The 16,076-nt window shown below is 59.1% G+C and carries 15 protein-coding genes and 1 pseudogene; 4 read left to right on the top strand and 12 right to left on the bottom strand.

Annotated elements, in window-relative coordinates:
* Window positions 1–3: 3 nt before the first annotated feature.
* From MMG91_RS26160 to MMG91_RS26130, 7 genes and pseudogenes are all read right to left on the bottom strand, one after another.
* Window positions 4–558, bottom strand: a complete 555-nt coding sequence (locus MMG91_RS26160) for a membrane integrity-associated transporter subunit PqiC (RefSeq protein ID WP_305445394.1) — start codon at window positions 556–558, stop codon at window positions 4–6.
* An 18-nt stretch (window positions 559–576) separates the two neighbouring features.
* Window positions 577–2,232, bottom strand: coding sequence for an MlaD family protein (locus MMG91_RS26155; protein ID WP_310661147.1), 1,656 nt, complete (start codon window positions 2,230–2,232; stop codon window positions 577–579).
* Window positions 2,213–2,869, bottom strand: coding sequence for a paraquat-inducible protein A (locus tag MMG91_RS26150; RefSeq protein WP_310661146.1), 657 nt, complete (start codon window positions 2,867–2,869; stop codon window positions 2,213–2,215). Before MMG91_RS26150 ends, MMG91_RS26155 begins: the two co-directional genes overlap by 20 nt.
* Entirely contained in the window at window positions 2,866–3,462 is a 597-nt protein-coding gene (locus MMG91_RS26145) for a paraquat-inducible protein A (protein ID WP_305445389.1), read from the bottom strand. The genes MMG91_RS26150 and MMG91_RS26145 overlap by 4 nt, the downstream gene beginning before the upstream one ends.
* A gap of 115 nt (window positions 3,463–3,577) precedes the next feature.
* On the bottom strand, window positions 3,578–4,879 hold the full coding sequence (locus MMG91_RS26140; RefSeq protein WP_310661145.1) for an FAD-binding oxidoreductase: 1,302 nt from the start codon (window positions 4,877–4,879) through the stop codon (window positions 3,578–3,580).
* Window positions 4,876–5,957 (bottom strand): annotated as a pseudogene (locus tag MMG91_RS26135) (polyamine ABC transporter substrate-binding protein). Before MMG91_RS26135 ends, MMG91_RS26140 begins: the two are co-directional and overlap by 4 nt.
* Window positions 5,958–6,108: 151 nt before the next feature.
* Window positions 6,109–7,467 (bottom strand): glutamine synthetase family protein, encoded by a 1,359-nt coding sequence (locus MMG91_RS26130; RefSeq protein WP_305445384.1) that lies wholly within the window; start codon window positions 7,465–7,467, stop codon window positions 6,109–6,111.
* Between the two features lie 160 nt (window positions 7,468–7,627).
* On the opposite strand from MMG91_RS26130, the gene MMG91_RS26125 reads away from it, so the two are divergent.
* Window positions 7,628–8,554 carry a helix-turn-helix domain-containing protein gene (locus MMG91_RS26125; protein ID WP_310661144.1) on the top strand — a complete coding sequence of 309 codons (927 nt, stop codon included), beginning with the start codon at window positions 7,628–7,630 and terminating at the stop codon, window positions 8,552–8,554.
* Window positions 8,551–8,874, top strand: a complete 324-nt coding sequence (locus tag MMG91_RS26120; protein ID WP_310661143.1) for a hypothetical protein — start codon at window positions 8,551–8,553, stop codon at window positions 8,872–8,874. The genes MMG91_RS26125 and MMG91_RS26120 overlap by 4 nt, the downstream gene beginning before the upstream one ends.
* Here the strand turns inward: MMG91_RS26120 and MMG91_RS26115 are convergent.
* Genes MMG91_RS26115 through MMG91_RS26105 form a run of 3 tightly spaced genes read right to left on the bottom strand, consistent with a single transcriptional unit; the run spans window position 8,859 to window position 12,572 of the window.
* On the bottom strand, window positions 8,859–9,914 hold the full coding sequence (locus MMG91_RS26115) for a DUF2955 domain-containing protein (RefSeq protein ID WP_310661142.1): 1,056 nt from the start codon (window positions 9,912–9,914) through the stop codon (window positions 8,859–8,861). The genes MMG91_RS26120 and MMG91_RS26115 overlap by 16 nt on opposite strands.
* Window positions 9,904–11,043 carry an HlyD family secretion protein gene (locus MMG91_RS26110; protein ID WP_310661141.1) on the bottom strand — a complete coding sequence of 380 codons (1,140 nt, stop codon included), beginning with the start codon at window positions 11,041–11,043 and terminating at the stop codon, window positions 9,904–9,906. Before MMG91_RS26110 ends, MMG91_RS26115 begins: the two co-directional genes overlap by 11 nt.
* Window positions 11,040–12,572, bottom strand: a complete 1,533-nt coding sequence (locus MMG91_RS26105) for a TolC family protein (protein WP_310661140.1) — start codon at window positions 12,570–12,572, stop codon at window positions 11,040–11,042. The genes MMG91_RS26110 and MMG91_RS26105 overlap by 4 nt, the downstream gene beginning before the upstream one ends.
* 193 nt (window positions 12,573–12,765) lie before the next feature.
* Here MMG91_RS26105 and MMG91_RS26100 point away from each other — a divergent pair, with 193 nt between their 5' ends.
* Entirely contained in the window at window positions 12,766–13,290 is a 525-nt protein-coding gene (locus tag MMG91_RS26100) for a transporter suffix domain-containing protein (RefSeq protein WP_310661190.1), read from the top strand.
* Between the two features lie 7 nt (window positions 13,291–13,297).
* On the opposite strand, the gene MMG91_RS26095 is transcribed toward MMG91_RS26100, so the two are convergent.
* Both MMG91_RS26095 and MMG91_RS26090 read right to left on the bottom strand, forming a co-directional pair.
* The gene (locus MMG91_RS26095) at window positions 13,298–13,930 is read right to left on the bottom strand and encodes a response regulator transcription factor (RefSeq protein WP_305501751.1); all 633 of its coding nucleotides are present in this window, start codon (window positions 13,928–13,930) and stop codon (window positions 13,298–13,300) included.
* 33 nt (window positions 13,931–13,963) lie between these two features.
* A complete protein-coding gene (locus tag MMG91_RS26090) occupies window positions 13,964–15,325 on the bottom strand; it encodes a cache domain-containing protein (RefSeq protein ID WP_305501749.1) in 1,362 nt (453 codons plus the stop codon).
* Between the two features lie 242 nt (window positions 15,326–15,567).
* Between MMG91_RS26090 and MMG91_RS26085 the strand changes: the two genes are divergently transcribed.
* Window positions 15,568–16,076 (top strand): carbon starvation CstA family protein (locus MMG91_RS26085; RefSeq protein ID WP_310661139.1); only part of this gene is annotated, 509 nt, incomplete at its 3' end.

Below are 16,076 nucleotides of genomic sequence, written 5' to 3'. Positions count from 1 at the left end.
CCGTCAGGACGCCGAAGGACACCCTTTTTGCGCGCTGATCGCCTGATTGATCAGCGCGGCTAACCGCTTCACATTGTTCTGATGGGCCACCACCAGATCATCGATGCTCACGCCGGAAGGGGTCTGCAAGGTGCTGCGACAGGTGATCAGTGCGGTATCGCCGGCGCCGAGACTGCGCAGGCGCCATTTGACGTCGATCAAGGCGTATTGACCGGGAATCGAATCAAAGCGCTGCACGTCCAGGCGCAACGACACTCTGCGTTGCAGGTTGCCGTTGACCAGTTGATCGACCAGGGCGCTGCGCAACTCGTCCACCAGGCTCGCCGCCCACCATTCGGTTTCGAGGATCGCCACGCCACTGTTGCCCTGGCGAATGACAATCTGCGGACGGTCGACCTGGGGCGGCACCGTGATGCCCTCGATCTGGATCTCCGCGCCGCTGCTGCTTGCGCCACTCAATTGGGCAGGGGTCAGGGTGTGAAACTGAATCGGGTCGCTGCGACAAGCGGTGAGCAGTAACAGTGCAGTGACCAGAGAGATCTTCAGTGGGATAGCCATGGGGGGTTGCTCCTGTGGTCAGTTGCGCGGGGGCGCCTTCATATCCATCGGTGCGGCATTGTCGGGACGGCCGCGAATCAGTGATTCCGGATGCCGGCCCAGGTAGTCCGAGAGCTCACGCAGTGAGCGAGACATGCGCCCGAGTTCGTCCAGGGTCTGAGTCAACTGTTCTCGTTGCGGCGAATCCTCGGCCAGGGTCGAACTGGCCGATTGCAAGGTCTTGCTGACGTCCGCCAGGGTGGTATGCACACCGGGCAGGGTCCTGGCATTGAACTGCACGAGCCCTTTGCGCAGTTCGACGAGGTTGCTGTCGAGATTGCCGGCAATACGTTCGATGGGCAGCTGGTTGATTTTGTTGACCATGCTCTCCAGTTTCTCCTGCAACTGTTCGAGGCTGCCAGGAATGGTGGGAATGACGACAGGACGGGCGGCTGGATCGAACACGACTTTCTCCGCGTTGGGGTAGAAGTCGAGCGCGATGTAAAGCTGACCGGTCAACAGATTGCCGCTACGGGCCTGAGCGCGCAGGCCGTTGTCGATGAAACTGCCCATCAGCTTGATACTGGCGGCTTCATCATTGGGATCATGATTCAAGGCCTTAAGCATCTTGGCATGGGCCTGGCCGAGTCGTTGTGGGTAGATCACGATGCCGACATTGACTGGAAAGCTGCGTTTTTTCGCGTCGAAATCCAGATTGACCGAGACGACTTTGCCAAATTCGATGCCGAGGAATTCCACCGGCGCGTCGACCTTCAGCCCGCGCAAGGCCTGATCGAAGCGCAAACTCAGGTACTGGCCCTTGCCATAGGGAGGAGCGAGGGCGGTATGCTGGTTTTCGAACAGGTCGAAGGCTTTATTCTCGCTGGCCGGCTGATCATTGGGGCTGTATTCCGGCGCGCGAAACGCGATGCCGCCCACCAATAGGGACGAGAGGGATTCAGTCTTCACCGCAAAACCATTGGCCCCGACGCTCACATCGATACCACTGGCGTTCCAGAACCGGGTGTTCTCCGTGACGAAGGCGTCATTGGGCGAATGCACGAAAATTTCGATGTTCACCCCTTTGCCATCCGCATCCAGCGCATAGGCCACCACTTGCCCGACCGGGATCTTGCGGTAGTAAACGGGAGAGCCGATATCCAGCGATCCGAGGTCCTGGGTGTGCAGCATGAAGCGTTTGCCCGGTTCGCCATAGGTAATGGGCGGCGGGTTTTCCAGGCCCGTGAAGTGTTTGGATCGGGCATTGGCCACTCCGATATCGGCGCCTATGTAATCGCCTGACAGCAGCGTATCGATGCCCGAGACGCCACCAGCACCAATGCGCGGTCGCACGACCCAGAATTGCGAATCTTCGCGGGTGAAGCTTTCAGCCTGTTTGTCGAGTTTGATCGTGGCGTTGACGCTCTTCTGGTCGTTGCTCAGCTTTACTTCCGAGACATGGCCGATGACCACGTTTCGATACTTGACCTCGGTCTTGTTGGCCGTAAGGCCGCTACCGGTTTTGAAGGTGACGGTAATGGTCGGACCTTCCTGCATCACGCTGTGAATCACCAGGGAGATCCCCACCAGCACCGCAACGATCGGCACGATCCATACCAGCGAAACGCTGAAGCGACGGGTCTTGATACTGGCCTGGCCGGGGGCTTGCGGCCCATCAGTGGCTTGCGACTTCATCCATGACCTCCTCGTTTTGTGGATTTTCCGGCCCCTTGTCCCAGATCAGACGCGGGTCGAAACTCATTGCCGACAGCATGGTGAACACCACTACCAGACCAAAAAACAGAATGCCCACACGCGGTTGAATATCGCCCAGGGCCTGGAATTTCACTAGCGCTGCGACCAGCGCGACCACAATCACGTCGAGCATCGACCAATAGCCGATCAACTCGACGAAACGGTAAAGCTGCGAACGCTCCTTGCGCGCCCACAGGCTGCCGCGTTGCACCGTGATCAGCAGTAGAGAGAGGGCAACGAACTTGACGCCCGGCACCGCGATGCTGGCGATGAAAATGATCAGGGCAATGTCCCAGGCACCATGTGCCCAGAACTCCAGCACGCCGCTCATGATGGTGCTGTCGGAGCCGCTGCCGAACAGACTGGTGTTCATCACCGGCAGCAGATTGGCCGGGATATAAAACACCAGTGAGGCTAGCAAGTAGGCCCATGTGCGAGCTAATGAGTTGGCTTTGCGGGCATGCAGGGGCGCGCCACAGCGTGGGCATTCGTGAGGGTTGTCGGTTATGTCACAGGCCAGGCCGCAGCTATGGCATAGGCACAGGTTGAGTTCGCTGGCGAGCGGTGGCCTGTTCATAGGATGTCCCACAATTCACGGACATCGCGCCCGGCGATGCGGATCAGCAACAGGCTGAGAACGGCGAGGGAAAACAGGCCAATGCCGGGCAGTACATCCAGCATCCCGGCGAGTTTGAACACTGCAACCATTGCGCCTAGCAGACAGACTTCCAGCATGCTCCACGGCCTGAGGGTTTCCAGCCAGCGCATGCACAGCTTGAAGCCGGGTGAACGTCGAGAGGTGAGGGCGAAGCTCAACACCCAGATCAGCAGGAGCAATTGGAACACCGGCGCGATAATGATGGAGATCGCCGCCACGAGCGCAATAAACGTGATCGGCCCCTGACTCAACGCCACAACCGAATCCCAAAGCGTCGCACTGTTCTTCAGGCCCTTGAGGCTGATGCTCATGACCGGATAGAAATTGGCGAAAATCCATAGCACCGCTGCGGTGAAGCTCAGCGCCAGGCGCTGTTGCACCGACAAACCGTTGTAACGCTGGAGCACCCCGCCGCAGCGTGTGCAGAGGGCTTTTTGATGTTTGGCGAGCGTGACTTTTTCATACACGCAGTCGCAGTGCTCGCAGATGATCAGTTGGTCAGTCGTAGCCATAGGCCGCACTCGCCAGGAGGCAGGAAAGTCAGAGCCCCCCCTCAATATAGAAGTGACTTGCGATTGAGCAAATTAAAAGACTATTCAGAATCAAAGCGGTCCCTGTAGGAGGCGGTCAGCCGAGCAATTCGCGCAGGCGATACCAGAACATGCCGAGGGCCAGCAGCGGTGAACGCAGGACTTTTCCACCGGGGAAGGTCATGTGTGGCACGGCGCTGAAAACGTCCAGCCCTTTGCTATGCCCGGCATGAATCGCTTCAGCCAGCAACCGTGCACACCAATGGGTCACGTTCAGCCCATGACCGGAATAGCCCTGGGCGTAGAACACGTTCGGGTACTGGCTCAAGCGTCCGGCCTGGGGAAAGCGGTTGGCGGTGATGCCGATCATGCCGCCCCATTGATAATCGATGCGCACGTCCGCCAACTGCGGGAAGACCTTGAGCATTTTCGGCCGCATATAAGCGCCGATGTCCGCCGGATCACGCCCGGAATAATGGCAGGCACCGCCGAACAACAAGCGTCGATCCGCCGAGAGCCGGTAGTAATCGAGGCCGACTTTCTGGTCGCACAGCGCCAGGTTCTGCGGGATCAATTGCGCAGCAACCTCAGGCGTCAAAGGTTCGGTAGCGATGATGTAACTGCCTGCCGGTAAAACCTTGCCGCTCAGGCGTGGTTCGAGTTCTTCCAGGTGCGCGTTGCAGGCCAGCACCAGACTGCCGGCGCGTACCGTGCCGCCGGCGCAGCGAACCTGCACGGTGCTGCCGTGGATCAACTCCAGCACCGGGCTCTGTTCGAATATTCGTACCCCGAGGGATTCGGCAACGCGCGCTTCGCCAAGCACCAGATTCAGCGGATGCAAATGCCCCGAACCCATGTCGATCAGGCCGCCGGCATAAACATCGGAGCCCACCACTTGCTGGCGGATCTGCTCGGAGCCGACAAGTCGGGTTTCATGGGTGTAACCCAGTTCGGTGAGGCTTTGCAGTTCAGTCTTGAACGCGGCGAACTGCGCCGGGGTGTTGGCCAGCTCGCAGAAGCCCCAGCGCAGGTCGCAATCGATCCCATGCTCGCGGATGCGGTTGCCCACCAGTTCCACTGACTCGATGCCTGCACGCTCCAAATAGCGCACGCCGTCCTGACCGACATATCGGGCGAAACCTTCGACGTCATGGCCAATGCCGCGGATCAGCTGCCCGCCATTACGCCCGCTGGCGCCCCAGCCGATCCGCCGGCCTTCCAGCAGAATGACCGAGAGCCCACGCTGCGCCAGTTCGATCGCGGTGTTGACGCCGGTAAAACCGCCGCCCACCACGCAGACATCGGCCGTGAGGTCGCAAGCCAGCACGGGGTAGGGCGCCAGGCTGTTGGCCGACGCGGCGTAATAAGAATGAGCGTGTTCGGTGTCGTACTGATTCATTGGTTGGACTTCACTTTGCTCCAGGAGCGGGTCATCAGACGCATGATCGGTTGGGGCGGGGTGGTGGAGATGTAGAGCTTGTCGAGGACTTCCTGAGGAGGATAGACCTCTGGATTATTGACCAGCTCGGGTATTGTTTGGCCGCCGGGTTCGGATTGGCATAACCGACCGAGGCGCTGACCTTGGCGATCACCTGCGGATCCAGCAGATTGTTGACGAACGAGTGGGCCTCTTTCGGGTTGCTGGCGTCGGCAGGAATCGCCAACAGGTCGAACCACAGGTTGCTGCCTTCCTTCGGGATCGAGTAGGCGATGTTCACGCCATTCTTCGCTTCTTTGGCACGGTTCGCCGCCTGGAACACATCGCCCGAATAGCCGAACGCGACGCAAATGTCGCCATTGGCCAGGTCCGACACGTACTTGGACGAATGGAAATAGGTGATGTAAGGCCGGATGGTCATCAGCTTGGCTTCGGCCTTTTTAAAGTCCGCGGGATTTTCGCTGCGTGGGTCCATGCCCATGTAGTTCAGGACCGCCGGGAACACTTCATCCGCCGAATCCATCATCGACACGCCGCACTGACTGAGCTTCTTCAGGTTCTCCGGTTCGAAAAACACCGCCCAGGAATCGATGCGATCGATGCCCAGCACCTGCTTGACCTTGTCGACGTTGTAGCCAATGCCGTTGGTGCCCCACAGGTACGGCACCGAATGTTCATTGCCCGGATCGTTTTTTTCCAGCAAGGCCAACAGTTTCGGGTCGAGGTTTTTCCAATTGGGCAACTGCGAGCGATCCAGTTTGAGGAACGCGCCGGCCTTGACCTGACGCGCGAGGAAATGGTTGGAGGGCACCACCACGTCATAACCCGTGCGGCCGGCGAGCAGTTTGCCCTCCAGGGTTTCGTTGGAGTCGAATACGTCGTAGATCACTTTGGTCCCGGTTTTCGCCTGGAAGTCGGCGAGGGTGGTCTCGCCGATGTAATCGGTCCAGTTGTAGACGCTCACACTTGGCTGAGCTTGTGCAGTGGCGCTGAACAGCAATGCCAGCGAGACCGGAACCACGGATTTCAATAGACGCATATCGACACCTTTTTTAGTTATTGGATTCTTCAGGCTGATCGTTCCCACGCTCTGCGTGGGAATGCCTCAAGGGACGCTCCGCGTTCCAATGGGACGCAGAGCGTCCCGGGCTGCATTCCCACGCAAAGCGTGGGAACGATCGTCAGGGGAGTTAGACGCTGAGCAGCAGGAACTCGCGCTCCCAGGAGCTGATCACGCGCTTGAAGTTTTCGTGTTCGGCACGCTTGACTGCGACGTAACCCCGGACGAATTTGCTGCCCAGATAGCGCTCGATGGTTTCGCACTCTTCCATGCGGGTCAGTGCGTCTTCGATGGTGATCGGCAGGCGCAGATTGCGTCGCTCGTAGGCACGCCCCTGCACCGCGGCGCTCGGTTCGACCTTTTCGACCATGCCCAGATAACCGCACAACAGGCTCGCGGCAATCGCCAGATATGGGTTGGCATCAGCGCCCGGCAAGCGGTTTTCCACGCGCATGGCATCCGGCGTCGAGGTCGGCACGCGCAGGCCGACGGTGCGGTTTTCTTCGCCCCATTCAACGTTGACCGGTGCCGAGGTGTCGGGCAGGAAGCGGCGGAACGAATTGACGTTGGGCGCGAACATCGGCAGTACTTTGGGAATGTACTTTTGCAAGCCTCCGATGTGGTGCAGGAACAACTCGCTCATCTGCCCGTCGGCATCGGCGAAAATCGGCTGGCCGGTGGCAATGTCCACCACGCTTTGATGGATATGCATGGCACTGCCGGGTTCGTCACCAATGGGCTTGGCCATGAAGGTCGCGGTGACGTTGTGCTTGAGTGCCGCTTCGCGCAGGGTGCGTTTGAACACAGTGATCTGGTCCGCCAGGTCCAGCGCATCGCCGTGACGGAAGTTGATTTCCATCTGCGCCGGGCCGTCTTCATGGATCAGCGTGTCGAGGTCCAGGCCCTGGAGTTCGCACCAGTCGTAGACGTCTTCAAACAGTGGATCGAACTCGTTGGCGGCGTCGATGGAAAACGACTGACGACCGCTTTCCGCACGGCCCGAGCGTCCCAGTGGCGCCTTGAGCGGCAAGTCCGGGTCTTCGCAACGCTGGGTCAGGTAGAACTCCATTTCCGGCGCGACAATCGGCTTCCAGCCTTTGTCGGTGTAGAGTTTCAGGACTTTTTTCAGCACGTTGCGTGGCGACAGTTCGATGGGATTGCCGAACTTGTCGAACGTGTCATGGATCACGATGGCGGTCGGCTCGATGGCCCATGGAATGACGTAAACCGCGTCGGCGACGGGCTTGCAGACCATGTCGATGTCGGCCGGGTCAAGCAGGTCGTAGTAGATGTCATCGTCGACAAAGTCCCCGGTTACCGTTTGCAACAGCACACTTTCCGGCAGGCGCATGCCTCGCTCATGCAGGAACTTGTTGGTGGGTGCAATCTTGCCGCGAGCAATGCCGGTCAAGTCGCTGACCACACACTCGACCTCGGTAATCTTGTGATCTTTCAGCCACGTGAGCAGCTGATCGAAAGGGACATTCATAAAGACCTCGTTGTTGGTTTTTGTTACGCCGGGGAAAGCGGCTTCATCCACCGGACACTTCCCCTGTGGCGCGTTGACGACTATCTTGGGTGAGCCTTGCCGTTCCATCTATCCACTTTAAACAGCACAAAGCGCACCAAAAGAGTGCGCAAGGCGTCCCATGACAGCGTGTAATCCGTTACAGGTTCAAGCGTTCAACACCGCCGACGTGGCCGAGCAAATCCGCGCCACGCCGGGTTGGGTGCAGCACTATCAGCAGATGTCTCCGGGACATTTCGCCGGGCGGGTACGCTATCTGGATTTGCAGGGCGTAGAGATTTACGAAGAACAGATGAACACCCGCGTCGAGCAGAATTTCAGCGCCCCCGAAGGCGCGCTGGCGTTCTGTTTCGATCGCAACGACAACTCGCTGTACGTGTTGAACGGTGAAAGCCGCAACATCTGGATCACCCCGGAGAACTACCAGGAAATCGCCGTGGTGTTCGGTCCGCAATTCGTTCAGCGGCATGGGCTGGATGTGGCGCGGCTCGAAGGCTTGTTCATGTCGCCGCTCAACTCAGGCCAGAACGTGCTGTTCAGCCGCTGGTTGAGCGGGACGTTGACGCGGCTGACGCAGACGCTGGATCCGCCGAGCAAAGAAGCGTTGACGCAGCAACTATTAGAGGACTGTTTGTACATCCTCGATAACGCCTGTGTGTGCCTTGATCGCGCAGGTTTGCAGCGTCGGGCGGAAGAGCGAACGATCATGAAGCGCGTCGCCGAATGGGCCGCCGATACACCGGAAGAAACCCTCAATTTGCTGGAGCTGTCCCAGGTGGCCGGGGTTTCGCTGCGTCAGTTGCAGCATGCGTTCAAGGCGTATACCGGAATGACACCCACGCATTGGTTGCGCTTGCGTCGGCTCAACAGCGCGCGCCGCGAATTGCTCAGGCGAACGGCTGGGGAGACGACGGTCGCGCAAGTGGCGATGAATTGGTCGTTCTGGCATTTAGGACGGTTTTCCAGCAGTTATCGGGCGTTGTTCCAGGAACTTCCCAGCCAAACGCTGACCCGCAAACACAGTGGACCGTGTCGGAGGTCATCATGAGTCGGTTATCGTCGCTCAGCCTGTGCGTCGTAATGTCGATGGTCTATTCGCAGGTTCAGGCCGAAACGGTCGTGCCCTTGAACGGGCAGACCTCGCAACAAGTCCAGCTGGACATCGACGATTGCAGCAACCTCGTGGCCATCCAGAGCACCTCAAACCCGCCACCCTCGGAGGGTGCTGCGGTGGATGCTGCTGCCGGGACGAGGAAGGCGGAGGAACGAGGACGTCAATATGACGAGTTTTATGAGCCGGTCGAGGACGATGTGAAACAGCCCCATCACGGTTGCCTGCAAGGGCGGGGTTATCAGGTAACCCCGTGAGCCTGAGTGACGCCTGGATTGCCCTGCCGCCGATCCAGTAGATGAACCATCAGCAAGGCATAGAGCGTGAGCGCGATAAACAATCCCATGCGCACGACGAAGGCGGTATAGACGTCTTTCCCGGCGAGGCTGTCCTGAACCGACTGGCCCAACAGGATGATCAGTGTGACCAGGCTGTTGAGCCAGAACCCCGGGGTTTGTCGGGTCGGGCTCAGGGCATAGAGCTTGCGCGCCAACAGCAAGCCGAACAGGAGCATCCACAGGAAGAACATCCACAGGTGCACAAACAGGCTGAGCGCGCACCAGAACATAATAGCCAACAGCCCCCCCATGAAGGTTGAGCCGAGCAGTTCATGAGCCGCATTGCGCGCCGTTGTCGTCGAACTCTGTTGGCCAAGACTGACCGCTTTCAAAATGATCGGCAGATAGCTCGCCGGGTCAATCAGTGCCAACAGGAACGCCGGTATGACAATCAGGGTCGCACGCAACGCAACCCTGCTCACCTCTTGCGCCGGCAGTGTGCTGGCGGCGGGTGGGGAGGGTGCATTGGCGGGATCAGGAAACAGCCAGTGACTGATCGCCACGACGATGACGGCGAGGATCAAGCCCTTGACCAAGGCGCCGATGACCATCATTGCCAGATCGAACTCGGCGACGCCGGCCGAGGGAATCATGGTCAGGCCAATGATCAGGAAGGTCATGATCAAGGTATTGCCGCCGCGCAGGCCAAAGCCAAACGCCAGGAACAGACTGACTCCAATCAGCAGCACACCGCAGAAAGGGTAATAACGCAGGACGGGGATCAGCAACAGGCCGATGCCGGTGGTCAGCATCGCAGCCACCGCAAGCACCAGTGCGGCCTTGAACGGCAAAGGCCGATTGAGCGAGGCCAGTAACAACACGGCGAGCACTGGCGAAATAAAGGGGATCGGCAGCGCCAGGCCGAAGCTGATGGCCAGGCATAGCGCCGTGCCGGTGGCCAGGCGCAACGCCCGCTGGACACGAGGCGTGCGCTGAGCAGGCGCGCCCTTAATAGGCATAGCTCAGCCAGCTCATTAGCCCTACAAACAGACGCCCAAGCGGGTTCAGCGGATTGTCTTCGGTAGGAAACGCCATGACTTCAGCCTGTCCACCGGCACGGATGGCGCGACTGTCGAACAGCGTTTTCCTTGAGTCTTCCGAAAACTCGATAATCACCGGGAAACGCTGGGCCGGACGCAGCCAGTCACGACTGTTCTGCACACTGGGGAGGCTGCCGGGCGCAGGGGGCTGGCCGACGCTGACACCGTAACCGACACTGCGCACACGCCCTTGGAAAACCTTCCCCGGCAGGGCATCCAGAACGATCGAAACAGGGGTGCCGACCTCCACCAGGCCGAGGTTGTTTTCGGTCATGTCCGCGCTGATCCACACATCGTGGATGGCAATCAGGGTCATGACCGGGCTGCCGGCAGTGGCGAACTGTCCGACATCGGTGCGCAGATCGGTGATCAGTCCTGCCGACCGTGCACGTATCTGCGTGTTGGACAAGTCCAGTTCGGCTTTTGACAACGCCGTGGCGGCGCTGCGCAACAGCGCGTTGTCTTCCTCGCTGCCGCCTTCCTGTTCCCGTGCCCGCTGGACTTCGGCATGGGCTGCGGCGACCTGACTGACGGCCTGTTCACGGTTGGCCCGAGAGACCTCCAGCAGGCGCACGGAAATGGTTCCCCGGTCTTCGCGGTACAAGCCTTCAAGGCGTTCGTTATCCTGTCGGGCCTTGAGTTCGTTGGCCTGGGCCGCTCGCAACGAGGCTTGCGCGGAGGCAATGCCGGCGGTGCTGGCACCGATCTGTCGGCGTGTCGACTCGAGGTCAGCGCGTGCACGGTCGACGGCTATTTGATAGGGCTGCTGATCCACTTCAAACAGCACATCGCCCGCTTTGACGTCCTGATTGTTGCGCACATTCACACGGGTCACCCGACCTGCCACTTCGGATGCCACCGGTATGACAAAGGCGCCCACCCGAGCCTGTTGCGTATACGGCGTGAAACGGTCAGCCAACAAGTACCAGGCCAGGCTCAATACGATCAGCAGCATCACCCATTTGATGCCTTTTTTTGCAGGATCGGCGGCAGGCTCGGGAGCCTTGGGGGAGGGCGCCTCAGTGACGGGCGGCGAGGGTTCAGTCATCGGCTTTGACCTTCTGGCACGGGATAGGAGGCTTGCGAAGGGACCGGCTCATTCAGCAGGTTGCCCCAGTCGGTGCGTTGTTCCATTTGCCGGCGAGTGTCTTGATCGACTGTCGGCTGGGCGCTGTACCACCCACCGCCAAGGGCTTTGTACAGGGCGATCAGGTTGCTCACGGCATTGCTGCGGCTGAGCAGGTAATTGTCCTGCTGTTCGAGCAATGCGCGTTGAGCATCCAACACGCGCTGGAAGTCCGAGTAACCTTCGCGGTATTGGGTGTTGGCCAGGCTCAATGAGCGCTTGGCGGCGACTTCCGCCTCACGCAGGATGCGCTCGCGTTCCAGTGATTTGATTAGCCCGCTGGCGGCATCATCGGCCTCCCGTGCGGCCTGGCGAACTTTGTCGCGATAAACCTCAATCAGCTGCTGCAAACGCGCATCCTGTACACGCACGTTGTTGCTGATCTGGCCGTGGTCGAACAGGTTCCAGCGCAAACTGGGGCCGCCGATCAGGTCCAGGCTGTTGGAGGTGCCGCTCAACGTGTCGGTGGTCCAGACGATGCTGCCCAGCAAGGTCAACGACGGATAGAAGTCGGTTTCTGCCACACCGATCAGTGCCGATTGGGCGGCAACATTGAGCTCGGCGGCGCGCACGTCCGGGCGACGCAACAACAGGCTGGCCGGCACGTCTTGCAGCACCGCTCGGTCCACCAGCGGGATCAGTCCCTCGCTTTCGAGCAATTGGGGCAGGGCGCTGGGTGGCTGCCCGATCAGCACAGCCAACGCGTTGCGGGTGCGCAGTACTTGCGCCTCAAGATCCGGAATGCTGCTCAAGGTGCCCAGGTACTGGGTCTTGGCTTGTTGCAAGTCGAGTTCGGCGCTCTGGCCACTGTTGAACAGTTTTTCGGTGATCTCAAAGTTGCGCTTTTGCTGCTCGGCGTTTTCTCGGGCCACGCGTAAACGCGCTTCGGTGGTGCGCAACGAAAAGTATGTGTCGGCCACCTGAGCACGCAGCAGTACGAGTACGTCTTCATAGTTGGCTTGAGCCGCGAAATAACTGGCATCGGACGACTCGATGGCTCGACTGAAACGCCCCCAGAAGTCCAGCTCCCAACCGACGTCAAAGCCCGCGCTGTGTTGCCAGAAATGGCTGTCTTGTGGATTGTTACCGCCGGACTGCTTGCGGTTGAAGTACAGACTGTCGGCGCTGGCCTGTTGCAGTTGCGGATAGCGCCCGCTTTGCGCAATACCCAACCGGGCACGGGCTTCCATGACGCGAAGGCCGGCGATTTTCAAGTCTGAATTGTGCGCATCCGATTCGGCGATCAGCGCGTCGAGGACCGGGTCGGCGAACACTTGCCACCACTGGCGAAGGTCGGGATTCAGGCTTCGTTGGCTGGCCTGCTCAAGCGCAGGGCTGCTCCAGAGTTTTGTCCAGGCCTCGCCGGGGGCCTGAAAATCCGGCCCAAGACGGACACAGCCGCCAAGGCCAAGGGCGACCAGCAGAAGCAGCCGACCCGAGTGCGTCAGCATCGGTGCACTGAAACTAGATCTTGGGAAAACGTCATCCGAACATACCTGATATTGAAATGGCGTTGGTTACCGGTTCGCTTAGGTTAGTACAGCTCGGATAAATACAAGGTCATGTTGAATGATCATGGGATCGAGCAACTGCTACGCTTCTGAAGATCTATTAATCCCGGCCAGAAAGAAGGTTAAGAAGACCATGAGCAACCCTCAGGATGACAACGTACCTAGTTCCGCTGGTTGGCGCTTCAAACTGGGCATCGCGATTATCTGTTTGATGCTGGGATCGTGGCTGATGGTGCCTCTCGCTGCCGCAGCGGATGTGCCTGGCTCAAAGATCGCGGCGCTGACTGGTGTTCTGTTTATCAGTAACAAGATTCTGTTGATTCTCGCGATTGCCATTATGGGCAAATCCGGCTTTCAGCAACTCAAGCGCAGTATGTTTGGTTACGTCTCCGCGCTTGCACCGGCGGCAGACGTGGAAGTAGGCTCGGCTCGCCATAGAATTGGCCTCGTGATGTTTTGCCTGCCGCTGATCTCGGGATTTCTCGAACCCTACATAGACACTCTTTGGCCGGGACTGAGACCCAATATCTGGCAGCTTCAGGCGCTGGGCGATGCCATGTTGATCGGCAGCTTTTTCGTGCTTGGGGGGAATTTCTGGGACAAGGTACGCGCGTTGTTTATTCGCACGGCACGTGTCGTTAATACGAGTGCGGTGTGAATCGCCTCTAACGCGAAATGATTCCGTGATCGATCGCGTACTTTACGAGGGCGGCGGGTTTGTCGATGTTGAGTTTGCGACGGATGCTCAGGCGATGGGTTTCTACCGTCCGGACGCTGATGTCCAGTTCGCGAGCCATTTCCTTGTTGTTCAGCCCCTGAGCCATCTTGTACAGCACCTGGCTTTCGCGCGGAGTCAGCTCGTTGTCGGTACTTTTATCGGCAATGAGCCGCTGCGCGATCTCGGCACTGTAGAACGTCCCGCCGCTGACAATGGCTTCGATCGCCGCAATGATTTCCCGTGAAGGCGCATTCTTCAGTACATAGCCGCTGGCACCCGAGCGAACGGATTCACTCACGTATTCATAGTTGTCGTACATGCTCAGCACCAGCACCTTGAGAGACGGGTACTGGTTGCGTAACAACCGCGTCAGCTCAAGGCCATTGATGTCCTTCAGGCTGATGTCGACCAGCAACAGATCCGGCTGACAGCGCCCGACCATGTCAATGGCATCCGCGCCATTCTCGGCTTCTCCCACCACTTCCAGTTGCGCCATGACCGCCAGCAGCGATTTGATTCCGTCGCGGACCAGGGAGTGATCGTCGACCAGGGCGACGCGGATCGGGTAGGGCAGGTTCATCGCAGGCATTCACTCTAATTGTTATGGGTTGAGTCAGCGTTCTGTACCGGGCAGTTTCATCGGTAGCAGCACGTCCAGCTCACTTCTTCCCGGCATCGATGTCAGGTCGAATCGACCGCCAAAATGCTCGACTCGTTCACGGATGTTGCGCAGGCCAATGCCAGCGTGACGACGTTCGACCTGGGCGACGTTGAAACCGATACCGTCATCGACCACCGTCAACTGTACGGACTTTTCAGAGCCGTGCAGGGTAATGATGACGTGTTTTGCCTGGGCGTGGCGTTCGATATTGGTCAGGCCTTCTTGCACGATGCGAAACAACGAGACGGCAGCGCCATCGACCAGGTGACAGTCGAATTCGTTATCGTTGAAGGTCACGACAAGACCGCTGCGCTGCTCGAATTCTGCGGCCAGTTGACCAATCGCTGCCGGCAAGCCGAGTGTGTCGAGCAGCGACGAACGCAGGTCGTGAGAGAGGCTGCGAACCTCGCCAATCGCATCCCCCAGCCGTTCCGTGGCGTCTCTTAAAATGTTCAAACCCTTGTCTTGCCCATTCTCCAACACATGGCTGGCCAGTTCGAACTGAAACTTGATCGACACCAATAGCTGGCTGATGCCGTCATGCAGCTCTCGAGAGACCCGGGATCGTTCCTCCTCCTGCAGGCTGACGATGCGTTGGGTCAGGCGCTGGAGTTTTTTGTCGGCCAGGCGATGCTCACTGACGTTCAGCGTCATGCCGGTGGCGAAGACAAACAGCACAGCCACAAGGGCCACCGCGGCAATCGCCAGCATGGTTTTGCGGATGCCCTGGGCCACCTCGGCACGCGCTTGTTGGGTGGCGCGTTCAACGTCTTCAAGGTAGATGCCGGTGCCGAGCATCCAGCCCCAACGGTCCAGCATCACTACGTAGGCAAGCTTGTCGGTCACTTGGCCGGAAGAGGGTTTGTTCCAGGCGTAACGTTGAAAACCTTCGCCTGATTGCGCACTTTTGAGCAGCGCCTGGATCACGGGTAAACCGTGAGGATCGGTCATGTCCCACAGGTATTTGCCCACCAGCTCTGACTGGCGTGCGTGCATCAGACTGCGACCCTCGCGGTCGTAGACGAAGAAGTAGCCGTTGATGCCAAAGCTGAGTTTGCGCAGTTCTTCGAGCACTTGTTGCTGGGCACGCGCGTCCCCTCGGCCGTTGTCATACAGCGGCGCGATCAGGCTCTGCGCCATTTCGACGTAGTTTTTCAGTTCTGCGCGCTTGCTGGCCAGAATGCTGTCTTCGATCAGTTGCGCCTGTTGATCACCCAGTTGGCGGTTCAGGGAAATCACCAGCGCGCAGATGACCGCGATCGCCAACACCAGCGGCAGAATCCCGAGCGCGACGATTTTGTGTTTGAGCTGCATCTCTACTCCTGGCCAGGCGGAGGGAAGGCGAAGGCCCGGCATCATATGCCAAAGATACGCGCCTCCAGTAGCGGTGCTGGACGGAATGACAAGCTGTCTACGTAGAACTACGTAGACGACGCGTACGTAGTAACGCGGATTTATTTGTCGACAGCATGGGCGGATATTGGGCCCGCTCCGCAATGCGGACACAATTATAATAATTACCGCCGCAGCCACTGGCTGTCGGCAGGAGACACGCTATGCCCCGTCTGGCTAAACACCTCGCCTGGTTTGCCGTGGCTGTCCTGGGAGCGTTTGCGCTAAGTGTCGTGGCCCTGCGCCGCGGCGAAGCCATCAACGCCCTCTGGATCGTAGTCGCAGCAGTCGCTATTTATCTCGTCGCATACCGCTATTACAGCCTGTTCATCGCCACCAAGGTGATGCAGCTCGATCCCAATCGAGCCACTCCCGCCGTACTCAACAATGATGGTCTGGACTACGTGCCGACCAACAAACACGTGCTTTTCGGTCACCACTTCGCGGCCATCGCTGGCGCGGGGCCGCTGGTTGGTCCGGTACTGGCGGCGCAGATGGGCTACCTGCCCGGTACGCTGTGGCTGATTGCCGGCGTGGTGCTGGCCGGTGCGGTTCAGGACTTCATGGTCCTGTTCATGTCCACCCGCCGCAACGGTCGCTCGCTGGGCGACATGGTCCGTGAGGAAATGGGTCGCATCCCCGGGACCATCGCGCTGTTTGGCTGCTTCCTGAT

This window comes from Pseudomonas sp. JL3 (assembly GCF_031570575.1).
GTDB lineage: Bacteria > Pseudomonadota > Gammaproteobacteria > Pseudomonadales > Pseudomonadaceae > Aquipseudomonas > Aquipseudomonas cucumis.
This window is presented reverse-complemented; position numbering and strand designations above follow the sequence as displayed.

Excerpts from the sequence above, each read along its gene's own strand:
- MMG91_RS26160 (WP_305445394.1), bottom strand. The coding sequence starts at position 558 with ATGGCTATCCCACTGAAGATCTCTCTGGTCACTGCACTGTTACTGCTC.
- MMG91_RS26155 (WP_310661147.1), bottom strand. The coding sequence starts at position 2,232 with ATGAAGTCGCAAGCCACTGATGGGCCGCAAGCCCCCGGCCAGGCCAGT.
- MMG91_RS26150 (WP_310661146.1), bottom strand. The coding sequence starts at position 2,869 with ATGAACAGGCCACCGCTCGCCAGCGAACTCAACCTGTGCCTATGCCAT.
- MMG91_RS26145 (WP_305445389.1), bottom strand. The coding sequence starts at position 3,462 with ATGGCTACGACTGACCAACTGATCATCTGCGAGCACTGCGACTGCGTG.
- MMG91_RS26140 (WP_310661145.1), bottom strand. The coding sequence starts at position 4,879 with ATGAATCAGTACGACACCGAACACGCTCATTCTTATTACGCCGCGTCG.
- MMG91_RS26130 (WP_305445384.1), bottom strand. The coding sequence starts at position 7,467 with ATGAATGTCCCTTTCGATCAGCTGCTCACGTGGCTGAAAGATCACAAG.
- MMG91_RS26125 (WP_310661144.1), top strand. The coding sequence starts at position 7,628 with ATGACAGCGTGTAATCCGTTACAGGTTCAAGCGTTCAACACCGCCGAC.
- MMG91_RS26120 (WP_310661143.1), top strand. The coding sequence starts at position 8,551 with ATGAGTCGGTTATCGTCGCTCAGCCTGTGCGTCGTAATGTCGATGGTC.
- MMG91_RS26115 (WP_310661142.1), bottom strand. The coding sequence starts at position 9,914 with ATGCCTATTAAGGGCGCGCCTGCTCAGCGCACGCCTCGTGTCCAGCGG.
- MMG91_RS26110 (WP_310661141.1), bottom strand. The coding sequence starts at position 11,043 with ATGACTGAACCCTCGCCGCCCGTCACTGAGGCGCCCTCCCCCAAGGCT.
- MMG91_RS26105 (WP_310661140.1), bottom strand. The coding sequence starts at position 12,572 with ATGCTGACGCACTCGGGTCGGCTGCTTCTGCTGGTCGCCCTTGGCCTT.
- MMG91_RS26100 (WP_310661190.1), top strand. The coding sequence starts at position 12,766 with ATGAGCAACCCTCAGGATGACAACGTACCTAGTTCCGCTGGTTGGCGC.
- MMG91_RS26095 (WP_305501751.1), bottom strand. The coding sequence starts at position 13,930 with ATGAACCTGCCCTACCCGATCCGCGTCGCCCTGGTCGACGATCACTCC.
- MMG91_RS26090 (WP_305501749.1), bottom strand. The coding sequence starts at position 15,325 with ATGCAGCTCAAACACAAAATCGTCGCGCTCGGGATTCTGCCGCTGGTG.